The sequence below is a fragment of the Robbsia betulipollinis genome (assembly GCF_026624755.1).
Lineage (GTDB): Bacteria > Pseudomonadota > Gammaproteobacteria > Burkholderiales > Burkholderiaceae > Robbsia > Robbsia betulipollinis.
In genome coordinates this window covers 177,591-192,943 of record NZ_JAPMXC010000006.1, presented here as the reverse complement: position 1 = coordinate 192,943, position 15,353 = coordinate 177,591, and the positions used below count along the sequence as shown (strand labels likewise).

At 68.1% G+C, this 15,353-nt stretch carries 13 protein-coding genes; 6 read left to right on the top strand and 7 right to left on the bottom strand.

The window, feature by feature from the left end:
• Window positions 1-5: 5 nt before the first annotated feature.
• From OVY01_RS16885 to OVY01_RS16865, 5 genes are all read left to right on the top strand, one after another.
• Entirely contained in the window at window positions 6-1,337 is a 1,332-nt protein-coding gene (locus tag OVY01_RS16885) for an amino acid deaminase (protein ID WP_267848875.1), read from the top strand.
• Window positions 1,337-2,257, top strand: a complete 921-nt coding sequence (locus OVY01_RS16880) for a MurR/RpiR family transcriptional regulator (RefSeq protein ID WP_267848733.1) — start codon at window positions 1,337-1,339, stop codon at window positions 2,255-2,257. Before OVY01_RS16885 ends, OVY01_RS16880 begins: the two co-directional genes overlap by 1 nt.
• A 123-nt stretch (window positions 2,258-2,380) precedes the next feature.
• On the top strand, window positions 2,381-3,856 hold the full coding sequence (locus OVY01_RS16875; RefSeq protein WP_267848874.1) for a D-aminoacylase: 1,476 nt from the start codon (window positions 2,381-2,383) through the stop codon (window positions 3,854-3,856).
• Window positions 3,857-3,886: 30 nt separating this feature from the next.
• Window positions 3,887-4,318, top strand: a complete 432-nt coding sequence (locus tag OVY01_RS16870; protein WP_267848732.1) for a RidA family protein — start codon at window positions 3,887-3,889, stop codon at window positions 4,316-4,318.
• Window positions 4,319-4,398: 80 nt separating this feature from the next.
• A complete protein-coding gene (locus OVY01_RS16865; RefSeq protein WP_267848731.1) occupies window positions 4,399-5,757 on the top strand; it encodes a GntT/GntP/DsdX family permease in 1,359 nt (452 codons plus the stop codon).
• Window positions 5,758-5,887: 130 nt separating this feature from the next.
• On the opposite strand, the gene proC is transcribed toward OVY01_RS16865, so the two are convergent.
• Genes proC through OVY01_RS16850 form a run of 3 tightly spaced genes read right to left on the bottom strand, consistent with a single transcriptional unit; the run spans window position 5,888 to window position 8,876 of the window.
• Window positions 5,888-6,715 (bottom strand): pyrroline-5-carboxylate reductase, encoded by an 828-nt coding sequence (proC, locus tag OVY01_RS16860; protein WP_267848730.1) that lies wholly within the window; start codon window positions 6,713-6,715, stop codon window positions 5,888-5,890.
• Window positions 6,712-7,428 carry a YggS family pyridoxal phosphate-dependent enzyme gene (locus tag OVY01_RS16855; protein ID WP_267848729.1) on the bottom strand — a complete coding sequence of 239 codons (717 nt, stop codon included), beginning with the start codon at window positions 7,426-7,428 and terminating at the stop codon, window positions 6,712-6,714. Before OVY01_RS16855 ends, proC begins: the two co-directional genes overlap by 4 nt.
• Before the next feature lie 29 nt (window positions 7,429-7,457).
• Complete coding sequence (locus tag OVY01_RS16850) at window positions 7,458-8,876, bottom strand: FAD-binding oxidoreductase (RefSeq protein WP_267848728.1); 1,419 nt, start codon at window positions 8,874-8,876, stop codon at window positions 7,458-7,460.
• A gap of 102 nt (window positions 8,877-8,978) precedes the next feature.
• Here OVY01_RS16850 and OVY01_RS16845 point away from each other — a divergent pair, with 102 nt between their 5' ends.
• Window positions 8,979-9,551, top strand: a complete 573-nt coding sequence (locus OVY01_RS16845) for a cob(I)yrinic acid a,c-diamide adenosyltransferase (protein ID WP_267848727.1) — start codon at window positions 8,979-8,981, stop codon at window positions 9,549-9,551.
• 80 nt (window positions 9,552-9,631) lie between these two features.
• On the opposite strand, the gene OVY01_RS16840 is transcribed toward OVY01_RS16845, so the two are convergent.
• The 4 genes from OVY01_RS16840 to OVY01_RS16825 form a co-directional block, all read right to left on the bottom strand.
• On the bottom strand, window positions 9,632-11,278 hold the full coding sequence (locus OVY01_RS16840; RefSeq protein WP_267848726.1) for a hypothetical protein: 1,647 nt from the start codon (window positions 11,276-11,278) through the stop codon (window positions 9,632-9,634).
• Between the two features lie 139 nt (window positions 11,279-11,417).
• The gene (aroG, locus tag OVY01_RS16835) at window positions 11,418-12,491 is read right to left on the bottom strand and encodes a 3-deoxy-7-phosphoheptulonate synthase AroG (protein ID WP_267848725.1); all 1,074 of its coding nucleotides are present in this window, start codon (window positions 12,489-12,491) and stop codon (window positions 11,418-11,420) included.
• Window positions 12,492-12,871: 380 nt separating this feature from the next.
• Entirely contained in the window at window positions 12,872-14,377 is a 1,506-nt protein-coding gene (tldD, locus tag OVY01_RS16830; RefSeq protein WP_267848724.1) for a metalloprotease TldD, read from the bottom strand.
• An 85-nt stretch (window positions 14,378-14,462) separates the two neighbouring features.
• Window positions 14,463-15,329 (bottom strand): carbon-nitrogen hydrolase family protein, encoded by an 867-nt coding sequence (locus OVY01_RS16825; RefSeq protein WP_267848723.1) that lies wholly within the window; start codon window positions 15,327-15,329, stop codon window positions 14,463-14,465.
• Between the last annotated feature and the right edge of the window lie 24 nt (window positions 15,330-15,353).

Sequence of the window (15,353 nt, the reverse complement as noted above, 5' to 3'; positions counted from 1 at the left end):
GCGACATGCGCGTAGGCGACGTGCGCGTAGTCGACGTGCGGGCCAGCGACGTCGCGGCCCGGGGCTGGGCGCTGCTGCGCGAGGACGTCAGCCTGCCGGTGGCGGTGCTGCGGGAGTCGCGCATCGAGCACAACCTGCGCTGGATGCAGTCCTTCATCGACCGCTACGGCGTCAAGCTCGCCCCGCATGGCAAGACGACGATGAGTCCGGCGCTGTTCCAGCGGCAACTCGATCATGGCGCCTGGGGCATCACGCTGGCGACTGCGCCGCAGGTGGCCGCGGCCTTCGCCCACGGTATCCGCCGGGTGCTGATGGCGAACCAGCTGGTGGGGCGCGCCAATATGGCGATCATCGCGGATCTCCAGGCGCGCGACGACGCGTCGCGCCAGGAGTCCGACGCGAACGCGAATGCCGACCCGCGCCCGGCCTTCGACTTCTGCTGCATCGTCGACTCCGCCGCGAATGTCGATGCGCTCGGCGCCTATTTCCAGGACAGGGGCCAGCGGCTCAGGATCCTGATCGAGTACGGTGTCATGGGCGGCCGTACCGGCGTGCGCGACGACGCGCAGGAGACGGGCGTGCTGGAGGCCATCCGGCGCTGGCCCGATGCGCTGGCGCTGGTGGGCGTAGAAATATACGAAGGCGTGTTGCGCGAGGAAGCGGACATCCGCGCCTTTCTGACGCGCGTGCGCGGCCGTGCGCGGCGCATCGCCGACGCGCACGGCTTCGCGGTGCCCCGGCCGATCCTCTCGGGCGCGGGGTCCGCCTGGTACGACGTGGTCGCCGAAGAGTTCACGGCCGATGACGCGGCCCGGCAATTCGACGTGATCCTGCGGCCCGGCTGCTATCTGACGCACGATGTCGGCATCTACCGCCAGGCCAACGACCGCATCCAGGCCGACAACCCCGTGGCGCGCGAGATGCGGCGCAGTCTGCTGCCCGCGCTGCAGGTCTGGGCCTATGTGCAGTCGGTGCCCGAACCGGGGCGGGCGATCATCGCGCTGGGCAAGCGCGATGCCGCCTTCGACGCGGGCTTTCCGACCGCGTCGCTTCACTATCGTCCGCAGGCCGGCCGTCGGCCGGACACGACGGATGGGGCGGTTGGGGGAGCGCGGCCGGATACCGTGTCGCCCGCCCCCGCGCCATCGGACTGGGAGATCACCGCGATGCTCGACCAGCATGCTTTCCTGTCGATGCCGGCCGACGCGGATCTGCGGGTCGGCGACATGATCGGTTTCGACATCTCCCATCCCTGCCTGACCTTCGACAAATGGCGGAATCTGCTGCTGGTGGATGATGCGTACCGGGTGACGGGCGCGGTGGCGACCTTTTTCTGATGGACATCGTCCACCAGCTGCGTTCGCGCGCGGATCGGTTCAGCCCCACCGAAAAGCGCATCGCCGACGCCTGTCTGAGCGATATCGCCTTCGCCGCGTCGGCGACGATCGACCAGCTTGCCGCACGCGCGGGCGTGAGCCGCTCGGCGTTGTCGCGCTTCGCGAAAGCGATGGGGTGCGGCGACATTCGCGCGTTGCGCGCGCAGCTCGCGCAGGCCGGCGCGACCGGCATCCGTTTCTTCCAGGACCTGGATGGTGCCGACGCCACCGACAGCATCGACGCTCACGACGGCGGCGCGGACGACGCGCGCCCCGCCGGTGCCCCGCCCGCGCTGCTGGGCGGCATCCTGCGCGATATCGACCGCACGCTGCGCCGGCACCTGCATGCGTTCGACGCGCAGGCCCTGCAGGCCGCGGTCGCGTTGCTCGCCGCCGCGCCGATGATCTATGCGTACGGGATGGGGGGCGCGTCGACGATCGCGTCGCTGGAACTGCAGTACCGGCTGGTGCGGCTCGGAAGGCCGGTGGCGGCGTATCACGACCCGGTGTTGATGCGCGTCGCGAGCGCGGCGCTGAACGCCGGGCAGGTGATCGTCGCCCTGTCACTGAGCGGCATCACGCCGGAATTGCTCGATGCGGTACGTGTCGCGAAACGCTACGGCGCGCGCGTGCTCGCCTTCGCGCCGGCCGCCTCGCCGCTCGCGGCGCTCGCGGACGTCACGCTGCCGATCCTCGTCGACGAAACGGATTTCATCTACAAACCCACCGCGGCGCGTTACGGCATCCTGTTGACGATCGATCTGCTCGTCACGGAACTCGCGCTGCAGGCGGCCGAGGACAGCCGGGAACGCCTGCGCCGCGTCAAGCTCGCGCTCGACGACTACCGGCACGGCGGCGCGCGGCTGCCGCTGGGCGATTGATTCGCCGACCCGCATCGATTGGAAGGAGACGAGACCATGCGCGACCGAACACCGTTCCCCGACGCCCCCTCGGGACAGGTTTTCCCGCCGACCCCGCACCGTTCCGGCGACGAAGGCCGCACGATGCCGTACGACACCGTGATCCGCCGCGTGCGAGTGGAGGACGGCAGCGGCGCGCCGGGCTATTTCGCCGACGTGGCGCTGCGGGAAGGCCGCATCGCCGATATCGCCGAGCCGGGCGCGCTGGCCACCGCGCGCGCCGCGGACGAGGTCGACGGCCGGGGCCTGGTGCTGGCGCCCGGCTTCATCGACGCGCACACGCACGACGATACCGTGGTGGTGCGCCAGCCCGACATGCTGCCGAAGATCTCGCAGGGCGTCACGACCGTGATCGTCGGCAACTGCGGCATCAGCGCGTCGCCGGTGCGCCTGCGCGGCGCGCCGCCCGACCCGATGAACCTGCTGGGCGACGCGGCCGCTTTCCGGTACCCGCGTTTCGCCGATTACCGCGCCGCCGTCGATGCCGCCGCACCCGCGGTCAACGTCGCGGCGCTGGTGGGGCACACCGCCTTGCGCAGCAACTGGATGGACCGGCTGGACCGGCCCGCCACCGAGGACGAGATCGTCGCCATGCGCGACGATCTCGCCGACAGTCTCGCCCATGGGGCGCTCGGTCTGAGCACCGGGCTCGCCTACGCGAGCGCCTTCGCCGCGACCACCGACGAGGTGAAAGCCCTGGCGGAAGCGCTCGACGCGGCCGGCGCGCTTTACACCACGCATCTGCGCAGCGAGTTCGAACCGATCGTGGCGGCGCTCGGCGAGGCGTTCGACGTCGGCCGTCACGCGCGCGCGCCCGTGATCGTCTCGCACCTGAAGTGCGCGGGCGCCGGCAACTGGGGGCGCAGCGCCGAGGTGCTCGGCACCGTGGCGAATGCGGCCCGTTATCAGCCGGTCGGCTGCGACTGCTATCCGTATTCGGCGAGTTCGTCGACGCTCGACCTCAAGCAGGTCACCGCCGATTTCCGCATCACGATCACCTGGTCGACCCCGCATCCGGAACAGGCCGGGCGCGCGCTGGCCGCCATCGCGGCGGACTGGGGTCTGCCGCTGCTCGACGCGGCACGCCGCCTGCAGCCGGCCGGCGCGGTCTATTACGGGATGGACGAACAGGACGTGCGGCGCATCCTCGCGCATCCGCTGACGATGATCGGTTCCGACGGCCTGCCGGACGACCCCCTGCCGCACCCGCGCCTGTGGGGCGCGTTCCCGCGCGTGCTCGGGCATTACAGCCGGGACCTGGGTCTGTTTCCGCTGGGCGTCGCGATTCACAAGATGACCGGACTGAGCGCCGCGCGTTTCGGTCTGCGCGAACGCGGCGCGATCCGTTCGGGCTACTGGGCCGACCTGACGCTGTTCGACCCCGCGACCGTGCGCGACACCGCGACGTTCGAGGCGCCGCGCCAGGCGGCGGCCGGCATCGTCTCGGTCTGGGTCAACGGCACGCTGGCATACCGCGACGGCGCGGCGATGCCGGTGCGCGCCGGCCGTTTCCTCGCGCGCGACGGCGACCTGCGCGCGGAATTCGGCGCACCGGCCTGAATTTTTTTCATGCAAAAAGGAGCAACACCGATGAGCATCAAACGCTATGGCGCCGAAGGCGGCACCGGCACGGGCGGCCAGCGCCTGCCGTTTTCCCGCGCGGTCGAGGCCGATGGCTGGCTGTATGTATCGGGGCAGACGCCGATGGTCGACGGCGAGGTGGTGGAAGGGGGCATCGTCACCCAATCGCATCAGACGATCCGCAATCTGTTCGCGATCCTCGCGGAGGCCGGCTATGGGCCCGAGCATGTCGTACGCTGCGGCGTCTGGCTCGACGATCCGCGCGACTTCATGTCGTTCAACCGCGTCTTCGCGAGCTATTTCGGCGAGCATCCGCCGGCGCGCGCCTGCGTGACGTCGAGCATGGTGATCGATTGCAAGGTCGAAGTCGACTGCGTCGCTTACAAGGCACCGGCGACGGCATCCGCGCGGGATCCCGAGGCGCCGCCCGCAGCGAAATAAAAATGACGGTTCGCGCGGTGTAGTACGCTGCACGCGACGCAGGATCACTACAATACGCGGCACATCGTCGAGGAGAGTGTATGACGCCGGTTCATGGTGGAGTATTGCTGGTTTACGCGCTGGTCGCCGTGGCCGCGCTGATCGTACTGATCGCCCGGTTCAAGCTGAACCCGTTCATCACCCTGATGATCGTGTCGGTGGCGCTGGCGCTGGCGGTGGGCATGCCGATGCCGACCATCGTCAAGTCGTTCGAGACGGGGGTGGGAGGGACGCTGGGCCATATCGCGATCGTCATCGGACTGGGAACGATGCTGGGCAAGATGATGGCCGAATCCGGGGGCGCCGAGCGCATCGCCCGTACGTTGATCGGCGTCTTCGGCCCGAAGCGCGTCGACTGGGCGATGATGTGCATCGCCTTCCTGGTGGGTCTGCCGGTGTTCTTCGAGGTGGGCTTCGTGCTGCTGGTGCCCATCGCGTTCAACGTGGCGAAACGCACCGGCACGTCGATGGTCCGCGTCGGTATTCCGATGGCGGCGGGTCTGTCGGTGGTGCACGGCTTGATCCCGCCGCATCCGGCCGCCTTGCTGGCGGTGACGGCCTACAACGCCGACATCGGCCGGACCATCGTGTACGCGCTGATCGTCGGCATTCCGACGGCGATCGTCGCGGGTCCCCTGTTCGCGAAACTGATCGCGCGCCACGTGGTGCTGCCGCAGCACAATCCGATCGCCGAACAGTTCGTCGAGGACGAGGCGCGGACCGCGGACCGGGTGCTGCCGGGTTTCGGCATCACGCTGGCGACGGTGCTGCTGCCGGTGCTGCTGATGCTCGTCGGCAGCTGGGCCGATGTGATCACGCCCGCGAAATCGACGCTGAACAATCTGCTGCGCCTGATCGGCCATCCGGACATGGCGTTGCTGCTCGCCGTGCTGTTGAGCTTCTACACGTTCGGCGCGGCGCGCGGCTTCAATCGGGAGTCGATCCTGAAATTCACCAACGAATGCCTCGCGCCCACCGCGAACATCACGCTGGTGGTGGGGGCCGGCGCCGGTTTCGGCCGCATCCTGATCGACAGCGGCGTGTCGAAGGCCATCGTCGACGTGGCGACCGGCGCGCACGTGCCGTTGCTGCTGCTTGCCTGGCTGGTCGCCGCGCTGATTCGCGTCGCGACCGGTTCGGCGACCGTCGCCATGACCACCGCCGCCGGCATCATCGCGCCGATCGCCGCGGCGGCGACCGGCACGCGCCCGGAATTGCTGGTGCTGGCCACCGGCGCGGGGTCGGTGATCCTGTCGCACGTGAACGACGGGGGATTCTGGCTGATCAAGGAGTACTTCAACATGACGGTGCCGCAGACATTCAAGACCTGGACCGTCTGCGAAACGATCATTTCCGTCGTGGCCCTGTTGCTGACGGCGGGCCTGGCGATGGTCGTCTAGCGGGCGATGCCGGGCGATGTCCGGTGCTGCATCGGGCGCTGCATCGGTCGCTGCGTTCGGATGCGCGTCGACGGCGCGCTGGATGCGCCGTCAGGCGCCGCGACGGATGGACGCCGCGACGGATACCGCGTCAGGCACCGCCCAGTTCGTCGGCCAGCGCCTTGGCCCGGGCCGCGGCGGCCAGCGCGCCGCGCACGATCGCGCCGTGCAGGTCGTCGTCGCGAAACGACGCGAGCGCCGCGGCGGTCGTGCCGCCCGGCGAGGTCACCCGCTCGCGCAGCACGCCGGGCGTCTCCGGCGAGCGCGCCGCGAGTTCCGCCGCGCCCCGTACGGTCTGCATGACGAGGGCGTGCGCATCCGCCGCGTCGAATCCCATCTGTCGCGCGGCGTCCTCGAGCGCCTCGATGAAGGCGAACACATAGGCCGGACCGCTGCCCGAGATGCCGGTGACCGCGTCGATGCGGTCGTCCGCGCTCAGCCCGCCCTGCGGCGCGAGCCAGACGACCTTGCCCGCCGCCCGCAGGATCCGGTCGACCCGCGCGCGGTCCTCGGCGCCGACGTCCGGCGATGCCACCACACCCGTGATGCCCTCGCCGATCAGCGCCGGCGTGTTCGGCATCGTGCGCACCACGCGCGCGTGCCCGCCGAGCCAGCGCGCGACGTCGACCATCCGGATGCCGGCGGCGATGCTCACCACCAGCGCCTGGCCGACGTGCGGCGCGGCGTCGGCCGCCGCCTCCCGGAAATGCTGCGGCTTGATGGCGAACACCACCACGTCGCAGCCGGCCAGCGCCGCGTCGATGCGCGCACACGTGGCGAGGCCCGCCGCCGCGTGCTGCGCGAGCGTCGCGTCGGCGCGGTCGACGACATGGATGTCCGCGGGTGCGGTGCCGCTTTTCAGCAGGCCGCCGATCAGGGCGGTCGCCATATTGCCGCCGCCGATGAAACCGATTTTCATGTGCGTTCCAGGGAAGGGGAAGAATAGTCGCGGTGGCCGAAGATCGCGGTGCCGATGCGCACCAGCGTCGCGCCCTCGGCGACGGCCGCTTCGAGGTCGCCGGACATGCCGGCGGACAGCGTGTCGAGCGTGAGCCCCGCGGCGCGAGCGGCGGTGAACAGTGCATGCAGGACCCGGTGCGGCACGCGCTGCGCGGCGACGCCGTCGGCGCTCGCCGGAATCGCCATCAGTCCGCGCAGTTTCAGGCGCGGCAGCGCGTCGACCGCGCGCAACAGTTCCAGCGTTTCCGCGGGCGCGACGCCGCTCTTGCTGGCTTCGCCGCTGACGTTGACCTGCACGCACACGTTTAATGGCGGCAAATGGTCGGGGCGCTGCTCGGCGAGCCGGCTGGCGATACGCAGCCGGTCGATCGAATGCACCCAGTCGAAGGCCGCGGCGACCGGGCGCGTCTTGTTGCTTTGCAGCGGGCCGATGAAGTGCCATTCGATCGCGGCGCGCAGATCGTCGAGCGCGGCGATCTTGTCGACGCCTTCCTGCACGTAGTTTTCGCCGAACGCGCGCTGGCCGGCGGCGTGGGCGATGCGCACGTCCTCGGCGGGAAAGGTTTTCGACACCGCCAGCAGGCGCACGTCGGTTTCGGCGCGGCCGGCCTGGCGCGCGGCGGCGGCGATGCGCCCGCGCACGGCGTCGAGTTGCTGGGCAATGGCGGACATGGCGGTCTCCCGGCGGTCGTGGTGCGCGCTCAGGCGGTGAACGAAAAGATCTTGCCGGGGTTCATCAGATTGCCCGGGTCGAGCGCATGCTTGATCGAACGCATCACGTCGATGGCTGCGTCGCCGTGCTCCTCGATCAAAAAGCCCATCTTGTGCAGGCCGATGCCGTGCTCGCCGGTGCAGGTGCCGTCCATCGCCAGCGCCCGTCGCACGATGCGGTGATTGAGCGCCTCGGCGCGTTCGCGTTCTTCTTCGCTGTCGGGGTCGATCAGCATCAGCACGTGGAAGTTGCCGTCGCCCACGTGGCCGACGATCGGACACATCAGGCCCGATGCCGCGATGTCGGCGCCGGTCTCGGTGACGCAGGCGGCCAGTTGCGAGATCGGCACGCAGACGTCGGTCGTGATCGCCTTCGCGCCCGGGCGCAACTGCAGCAGCGCGTACAGCGCGTCGTGCCGCGCCGCCCACAGCCGGTTGCGGTCCTCGGGCCGGTTGGCCCATTCGAAGCCCGACGCGCCGTGACCGTCGGCGAGTTCCCGGACCACCGCGATCTGCTCCTCGATGGCGCTGGGCGAGCCCTGGAATTCGAAGAACAGCGTCGGCGCTTCGGCCATCGACAGCTTCGCGTGCGCGTTCAGGCCGCGGATCGCCAGCGCGTCGACGAATTCGATGCGCGACAGCGGCACGCCCATCTGGATGGTCTCGATCACCGTCTGTACCGCGGCGGTCATCGTCGGGAAGGTGCAGGTGGCCACCGACAGGTTTTCCGGCTGCGGATAGAGGCGCACGGTCACTTCGGTGATCAGGCCGAGCGTGCCTTCGGAGCCGACGAACAGGCGCGTCAGATCGTAGCCGGCGGACGATTTGCGCGCCCGCGTGCCGGTCTTGATGGTGCGGCCGTCGGCCAGCACGACGGTCAGCGCCAGGACGTTCTCGCGCATCGCGCCGTAACGCACCGCATTGGTTCCCGAGGCGCGCGTCGCGGCCATGCCGCCGAGGCTCGCGTCCGCGCCCGGGTCGATCGGAAAGAACAGGCCGGTGTCGCGCAGGTGTTCGTTGAGCGCCTTGCGGGTGACGCCGGCCTGCACGGTCGCGGTCAGGTCCTCGGGATGAATCGCGACGATCTGGTTCATCTCCGAGAGGTCGACGCACAGGCCGCCGTGCACGGCCAGCAGATGGCCTTCGAGCGAGGAGCCGCTGCCGTAGGGGATGAGCGGCACGCCATGCTGCGCGCACAGCGCGGCGATGAACGCGACCTCCTCGGTGCTGCGGGCGAAGACGACCGCGTCGGGCGCCTGCGGGTCGTACGAGGATTCGTCGCGGCCGTGGTGGTCGCGTACCGCCTGGGCGGTGGTGACGCGGGTGCCCAGGCGCTGCGTCAGCGCCGCGAGCAGGGCATCGAGAAAGGGACGGCGCAGTACGCTGCCGGTATGCAGGGAAGAAGTCATGACGGTGAGCCTGGCGTCGAGCGGAATGCCAAGAGTTTACTGCGTTTCCGCGATCCGGGGCGCCGTGCTATGGTGACGCGTCAGCGATCAGGGAGCGATGCCATGGGCAATCGATTGAGCAGGATCACGACCCGCACGGGCGACGACGGCACGACGGGGTTGGGCGACGGCCGGCGCGTGCCGAAGGACGCCGCGCGCGTCGTCGCGCTGGGCGACGTCGACGAGTTGAATTCGCAGCTCGGCGTGCTGCTCGCCGAAGCGCTGCCGGACGCATTGCGCATCACGCTGGGGAAGATCCAGCACGATCTGTTCGATCTCGGTGGCGAGCTGGCGATTCCGGGCCGGGTCGCGATCGGCGAGACGCAGGTCGCACGGCTCGATGGCGAGATCGCCGCGTACAACGCGCACCTGCCGCCCTTGGTCGAATTCATCCTGCCCGGCGGCAGCCGCGCCGCCGCGCTCGCGCACGTGGCGCGCACCGTGTGCCGGCGCGCCGAGCGCACGGTGATCACGCTGGCGGGGGAGGAGGCGGTGGGAAAGGATGCGCGGCTGTATCTGAACCGGCTTTCGGATCTGCTCTTCGTGCTGTCGCGCGAGATCAACCGGCAGGCCGGCGTCGAGGACGTGTGCTGGCAATCGCCGCGTGTGCGGGCGGCGGCCGGTGCGCCCGATTGAAAGACGGGTTGGCGCCGGGCTACCGGGTGTCGTCAGCGCGCACTCTGACCGATCGACTGTTTCTTCCTGCGCGTTCGCCATCAAACACGACGCAGGCCATGCGCCAACACGAGGTCCATCTCCGAAACATTCATTAAACTCTCCAATGAGGATTTTTCCTCCGGATTCCTCCATAACTCTTCCTGCACGAATGCGTTGATCTCTTCCTGTATCGCTGAGCTATCACTTCCCCCCGCACGAGAAATTACGTAATTCACCAACTTTAGCGACGCGGCAATGACCTTGATAGGCCGCCCGTACAACATCCCACGGAATCTATAGAGTCCCGCCAGCCGATCGGCTCCCGGCCGCAGGGTAACGACCGCGGGCACAAGGAGGGGGAACGTCAAGGTGCGGTTCTCGATGGGCAATTCGTGAATGGCCCGAGCGAGACGGTCGAACATCTTTGGCCGGTCGGCTTCCGGCAGGTTTCTCAATTGCGTGGCTATCTGTCTGTGCGGCTCGAAACGGTCCTCGGCGGGTAGTGCGCGGCTAGCTTGGAGGACGTTGCCAAGTCGTTCCAGCCGATGGTCTTCCGGCAAATTAGTTATTCCGTAGGCGAGTGTACCGAGCGCTTCGCCGAGTTCCTCGGCGGGCAGTCCGTCGGTGGCTCGCAGGATAGTGTCGAACCGCGCCAGCCGACTTGCTTCCGGCAGGTCACTTATCCTATGAGTGAGCGTTTCGAGCACCTCGCCGCGTTGCGCGTCGGGCAGTCCGCCTGTGGCTCGCAGGACAGTGTCGAACCGCTCCGGCCGACCCGCTTCCGGCAGGTCACTTATGCTACCGGTGAGTGTTTCGAGCACCTCGCCGCGTTGTTCGGCGGGCAGTCCGCCTGTGGCGCGTAGGAGATTGTCGAACCGCTCCAGCCGACCCGCTTCCGGCAGGCTCGCCACCACGTGGGCAAGTACATCGAGTTGTTCGACGGACAGTTCGCCGCCGGCTTGGAAGACCCTGTCGAGCCGGTCGAGCCGGTCTGTTTCCGGCAGGGCTTCCACCTGGGTGGCGATTGCCGCGAGCGGCGCGCTTCGTTGCGCGATGGGCAGTTCGCCGATGGCGTGGAAAATCTTGTCGAATCGCTCCAGCCGGTCTGTTTCCGACACGTGCAGCGCCCCCATGCGCGTGGCGACTGCCGCGAGCGGCGCGCCCCGTTGCGCGACGGGCAGTTGACTGATGGCGAGAAAGATTTTTTCGAGCCGCACCGGCTGGTCGCTACCCTCCAGGTCCGGCAGTTTGGCGGCCATTGCCGCAAGCGGCGCGCTGCGGTGCATGGCGGGCAGTCGGCCCGTGACCCCGAAGGTGACGTCGAACTTCCCCCGCCTTTCAGGCTTTGGCAGGGCAGAGATTCGATCGGCGAGTGACGCCAGAGGCTCGTCTCGCATGTGCGTCGGAAGTTTTCCAATGCGTTTCTGCACGTCACCGAAAGCCTCGCCTGTCGTTACGCCTGGCGCATCTCGCTCGACGATCACGGCACTCTTCCGCTCATGCTGAAGTTGGCCGCGCACTTGGCGGTTGATTCCCGATAGGGCGATAAGGCTGCGACGATCCGCATGCCCGGCGATGTTTCGGACGATCTCCGTCGGCATATCGGGCAAACCCGCCAGAACGCCGGCGCGTTGAAATCCCTTCGAGGATCCTTGACGCTCCGGAGGCTGGGCGGGATGGGACGGCCCCGTCTGCTCGGAAGTCACTACGGGACCGGAAGGGGGGGCTGAGCGAATTGTGTCCATGGCTGCTCCGTGTCGTCACGAAACAGCTATGAAATACATTCCCGTCAAATGTTTGCTCTCGCCAAACGAACCGTTGGACGCAATCGCGAAGTATGGCCGCTCAGTTGCCGCGCCCACGCAGCAGCCGGCGCTGCCGTACCGCCGCCGCGAGCGTCTCCAGCACGCCAAGACTCTCGTCCCAGCCGATGCAGGCGTCGGTGATGCTCTTGCCGTATTCGAGCGGGGTGCCCGGGATGTGATCCTGCCGCCCGGCCGCCAGGTTCGACTCGACCATCACGCCGACGATGCGTTGCTCGCCGCCCGCGATCTGCGCGGCGACGTTCGCGCAGACGGGGATCTGGTTGTCGTGCTTCTTCTCGCTGTTCGCATGGCTCGCGTCGATCATCAGACGCGCGGCCAGGCCGGCGCGACCGATCTCGTTGCAGGCCGCGTCGACGCTCGCCGCATCGTAGTTCGGCGCCTTGCCGCCGCGCAGGATGATGTGGCAGTCCTCGTTGCCGGTCGTCGAGACGATGGCCGAATGGCCGCCCTTGGTGACCGACAGGAAATGGTGCGGCTGCGACGCGGCCTTCATCGCATCCACCGCGATCTTGACGTTGCCGTCGGTGCCGTTCTTGAAACCGACCGGGCAGGACAGCCCCGACGCGAGTTCGCGATGCACCTGCGATTCGGTCGTGCGCGCGCCGATCGCGCCCCACGAGACCAGATCGGCGATGTACTGCGGGCTGATCATGTCGAGGTATTCGGTGCCGGCCGGCACGCCAAGCCGGTTGATCTGGAACAGCAGGTCGCGCGCCATGCGCAGGCCGTCGTTGATCTTGAAGCTGTTGTCCATGTGCGGGTCGTTGATCAACCCCTTCCAGCCCACCGTCGTGCGCGGCTTCTCGAAGTAGACGCGCATCACCACCTCGAGCTCGCCGGCGAAACGCTGGCGCTGCTCGGCCAGGCGGGCGGCATAGTCGAGCGCCGCCTTCGGGTCATGGATCGAGCAGGGTCCGATGATGACGATCAGACGGTCTTCCATGCCGTGCAGGATCCGGTGCATCGCGCCGCGCGAGTGGTAGATCAGGTCCGACGACGCTTCGTCGCAAGGAAACTCGCGGATCAGGTGCGCAGGCGGAATCAGTTCTTTCAATTCGTGGATACGGACGTCGTCGGTGTTGTGCGGGGGCATGTCGTGTTCCTTGCTTGTCGGGGCGCCTGTCGGGACGCTCATTGATGCTTATCGGGTCGCTTCGGGTGACCGCTGGCGAGACCGGGGCAAAAAAAAACCGCCAGACTCGCTGGCGGTTGATTCGGTCTTGCTGGTCGTCAGCACGCCTCTCAGTCCGCCATGGGCTCGAGATAAAAATAAAACCGGAAATACGGGCGGGCGAGAGCGGGCATCGATAAAACGCTGATTCTGGGTTGGCGTCGTGCGGGACGCGGTAAGACTTTATACGCCGCGTCGCGGGACGCGGCAAGGCGACGCAGGCGATTTCGCGATAAAAGCGGATTTATTGCATTAAAACATGATTTCATGCGGAAATTCCGCATGAAATTGTCGCTTTCGCATCAAGCGGTGCCGCCGACGGTCATCCTGTCGATACGCAGCGTCGGCTGGCCCACGCCTACCGGCACGCTTTGCCCGTCCTTTCCGCACACGCCCACGCCGCGATCGAGCGCCATGTCGTTGCCGATCATGCTGACGTATTTCAACGATTCCGGGCCGCTGCCGATCAGCGTCGCGCCCTTTACCGGATAGGTCACCTTGCCGTCCTCGATCATGTACGCCTCGGACGCCGAGAACACGAACTTGCCGTTCGTGATATCCACCTGGCCACCGCCGAAATTGACCGCATACAGGCCTTTCTTCACCGATGCGATGATCTCCGCCGGTTCACGATCGCCATTGAGCATGTAGGTGTTGGTCATGCGCGGCATCGGCAGCGCGGCATACGATTCGCGACGCGCATTGCCGGTCACCGGCATGCCCATCAGACGCGCGTTCATCGAATCCTGGATATAGCCTTTGAGGATGCCATCCTCGATCAGCGTCGTGCACTGGGTCGGATTGCCCTCGTCGTCGATATTGAGCGAGCCGCGCCGGTTCGGGATGGTGCCGTCGTCGACGACCGTCACGCCCTTGGCGGCCACGCGCTCGCCGATCTTGCCGGCGAAGGCGGACGAACCCTTGCGGTTGAAATCGCCTTCCAGACCATGGCCGATCGCCTCGTGCAGGAGCACGCCGGGCCAGCCCGGGCCGAGCACGACGCTCATATTGCCGGCCGGGGCGGGGCGCGCCTCGAGGTTCACCAGCGCCGCGCGGATCGCGTCGTCGACGTACGACGACAGCAGTTCGTCGCTGAAGTAGTGGTAGTCGTAGCGCCCGCCGCCGCCGCCGCTGCCGATCTCGCGGCGGCCGTCCTGCTCGGCGATCACGGTGACCGAGACGCGCACCAGCGGCCGGATGTCGGCGGCCATCACGCCGTCGCTGCGCGCCACCATGACGATGTCGTATTCGCCGGCCAGACCGGCCATCACCTGCTTGATGCGCGGGTCGCGCGCGCGGGCCATCTTCTCGACCCGTTCGAGCAGCTTGACCTTCTCGGTAGCGTCGAGCGAATCGAGCGGGTCGCGCGGCAGGTACAGGTCGCGCCCCGACACGCCGCGCAGCGCGGTTGCCGGAACGATGCGCTTGGCAGCCTTCGCGCCGCGGGTGCCGGGCACTTTCACGCGGCCGCTGCCGCCGTGCGCGCCGATCACGCGCGTGGCTTCGGCCGCTTGGCGCAACGCCTCGGGCGTGAGGTCGTCCGAATACGCGAACGCGGTGCGGTCGCCGGCGATCGCACGCACGCCCACGCCCTGATCGATGCTGAACGAGCCGGATTTGACGATGCCTTCCTCCAGACTCCACGCTTCGCTGCGGGTGGTCTGGAAGTACAGATCCGCGTAGTCCACGCGTTCCTGGAAAATGGCGCCGAGCGTCTTGATCAGCAAGCCTTCGTCGAGGCCGTGCGGCGTCAGCAGGGCGTCCTTGGCGATCGCCAGGGACTGGATCGCGGGTTCAATGAGATTCATGCTTGGCTTCCTAGTAAGGCAGGCTTGTGTCGGGTAGCGCGTACGGCGGTGATGCAGAGGTTACGGGACGGCGGAGGGCGCGGCGTCAGCCGGTCAGCACCCGGTGCCGCCATGCCGGCAGGCTTTGCCGGACGTCGGCGATGCGCTGCGGTTCGATCAGCCCGGTGACGATGCCGGGGCCGGTGTCGCGCACCGCGACGATGTCGCCCCAGGGGTCGATCAGCATGCTGTGACCCCAGGTACGCCGCCCGGTCGGGTGTTCGCCCCCTTGCGCCGCGGCCAGCACGTAGCACTGGTTCTCGATCGCACGGGCGCGCAGCAGGATTTCCCAATGCGCCTGGCCGGTCGTGTAGGTGAAGGCCGAAGGCACCACGATCAACGCGCAGTCGCCCAGCGCCCGGTACAGCTCGGGAAAGCGCAGGTCATAGCAGATCGACAGACCGACCCGGCCGAACGGCGCGTCGAAGGCGCTGACGGCGCGTCCCGGCGCGATCGTGCGCGCTTCGTCGAACGCATCCTCGCCCTTGACGAAATTGAACAGATGGATCTTGTCGTAACGCCCCGCCTGGACGCCGTCCGGGCCGTAGACGAAGGTGGTGTTCAGCACCCGCGCGGGGTCGTCGCTGCGCACCGGCAGCGTGCCGCCGATGATCCAGATGCGGTGTTCGCGCGCCGCCTGCGACAACGTGCGCTGGATCACGCCGTGCGCGGCATCCCCGCCGGACTCCGCGAGCGCGACCTTGTCGGTGTCGCGCCGCCCCATGTAGCAGAAATACTCGGGCAGCAGCGCGAGGCCCGCGCCCGCGGCGGCGGCCTCGGCGATCAACGCGCGGGCATCGTCCAGGTTGCGTTGCAGGTCGGGCGCGCTGACCATCTGCAATGCCGCAACCCGGAAGGGCGCGGGCGTCGCGGTGGAGGCGCGGTCTTGCGGCAAGGCGGTGACGAGGGTCATGGGCGGCAGGTTCATCGAGCGGAA

Coding starts and splice junctions, on each gene's coding strand:
- OVY01_RS16885 (WP_267848875.1), top strand. CDS start 6: ATGCGCGTAGGCGACGTGCGCGTAGTCGACGTGCGGGCCAGCGACGTC.
- OVY01_RS16880 (WP_267848733.1), top strand. CDS start 1,337: ATGGACATCGTCCACCAGCTGCGTTCGCGCGCGGATCGGTTCAGCCCC.
- OVY01_RS16855 (WP_267848729.1), bottom strand. CDS start 7,428: ATGTCCGCCATTGCCCAGCAACTCGACGCCGTGCGCGGGCGCATCGCC.
- proC (WP_267848730.1), bottom strand. CDS start 6,715: ATGAAAATCGGTTTCATCGGCGGCGGCAATATGGCGACCGCCCTGATC.
- OVY01_RS16825 (WP_267848723.1), bottom strand. CDS start 15,329: ATGACCCTCGTCACCGCCTTGCCGCAAGACCGCGCCTCCACCGCGACG.
- OVY01_RS16865 (WP_267848731.1), top strand. CDS start 4,399: ATGACGCCGGTTCATGGTGGAGTATTGCTGGTTTACGCGCTGGTCGCC.
- OVY01_RS16875 (WP_267848874.1), top strand. CDS start 2,381: ATGCCGTACGACACCGTGATCCGCCGCGTGCGAGTGGAGGACGGCAGC.
- OVY01_RS16870 (WP_267848732.1), top strand. CDS start 3,887: ATGAGCATCAAACGCTATGGCGCCGAAGGCGGCACCGGCACGGGCGGC.
- aroG (WP_267848725.1), bottom strand. CDS start 12,491: ATGCCCCCGCACAACACCGACGACGTCCGTATCCACGAATTGAAAGAA.
- OVY01_RS16850 (WP_267848728.1), bottom strand. CDS start 8,876: ATGACTTCTTCCCTGCATACCGGCAGCGTACTGCGCCGTCCCTTTCTC.
- OVY01_RS16845 (WP_267848727.1), top strand. CDS start 8,979: ATGGGCAATCGATTGAGCAGGATCACGACCCGCACGGGCGACGACGGC.
- tldD (WP_267848724.1), bottom strand. CDS start 14,377: ATGAATCTCATTGAACCCGCGATCCAGTCCCTGGCGATCGCCAAGGAC.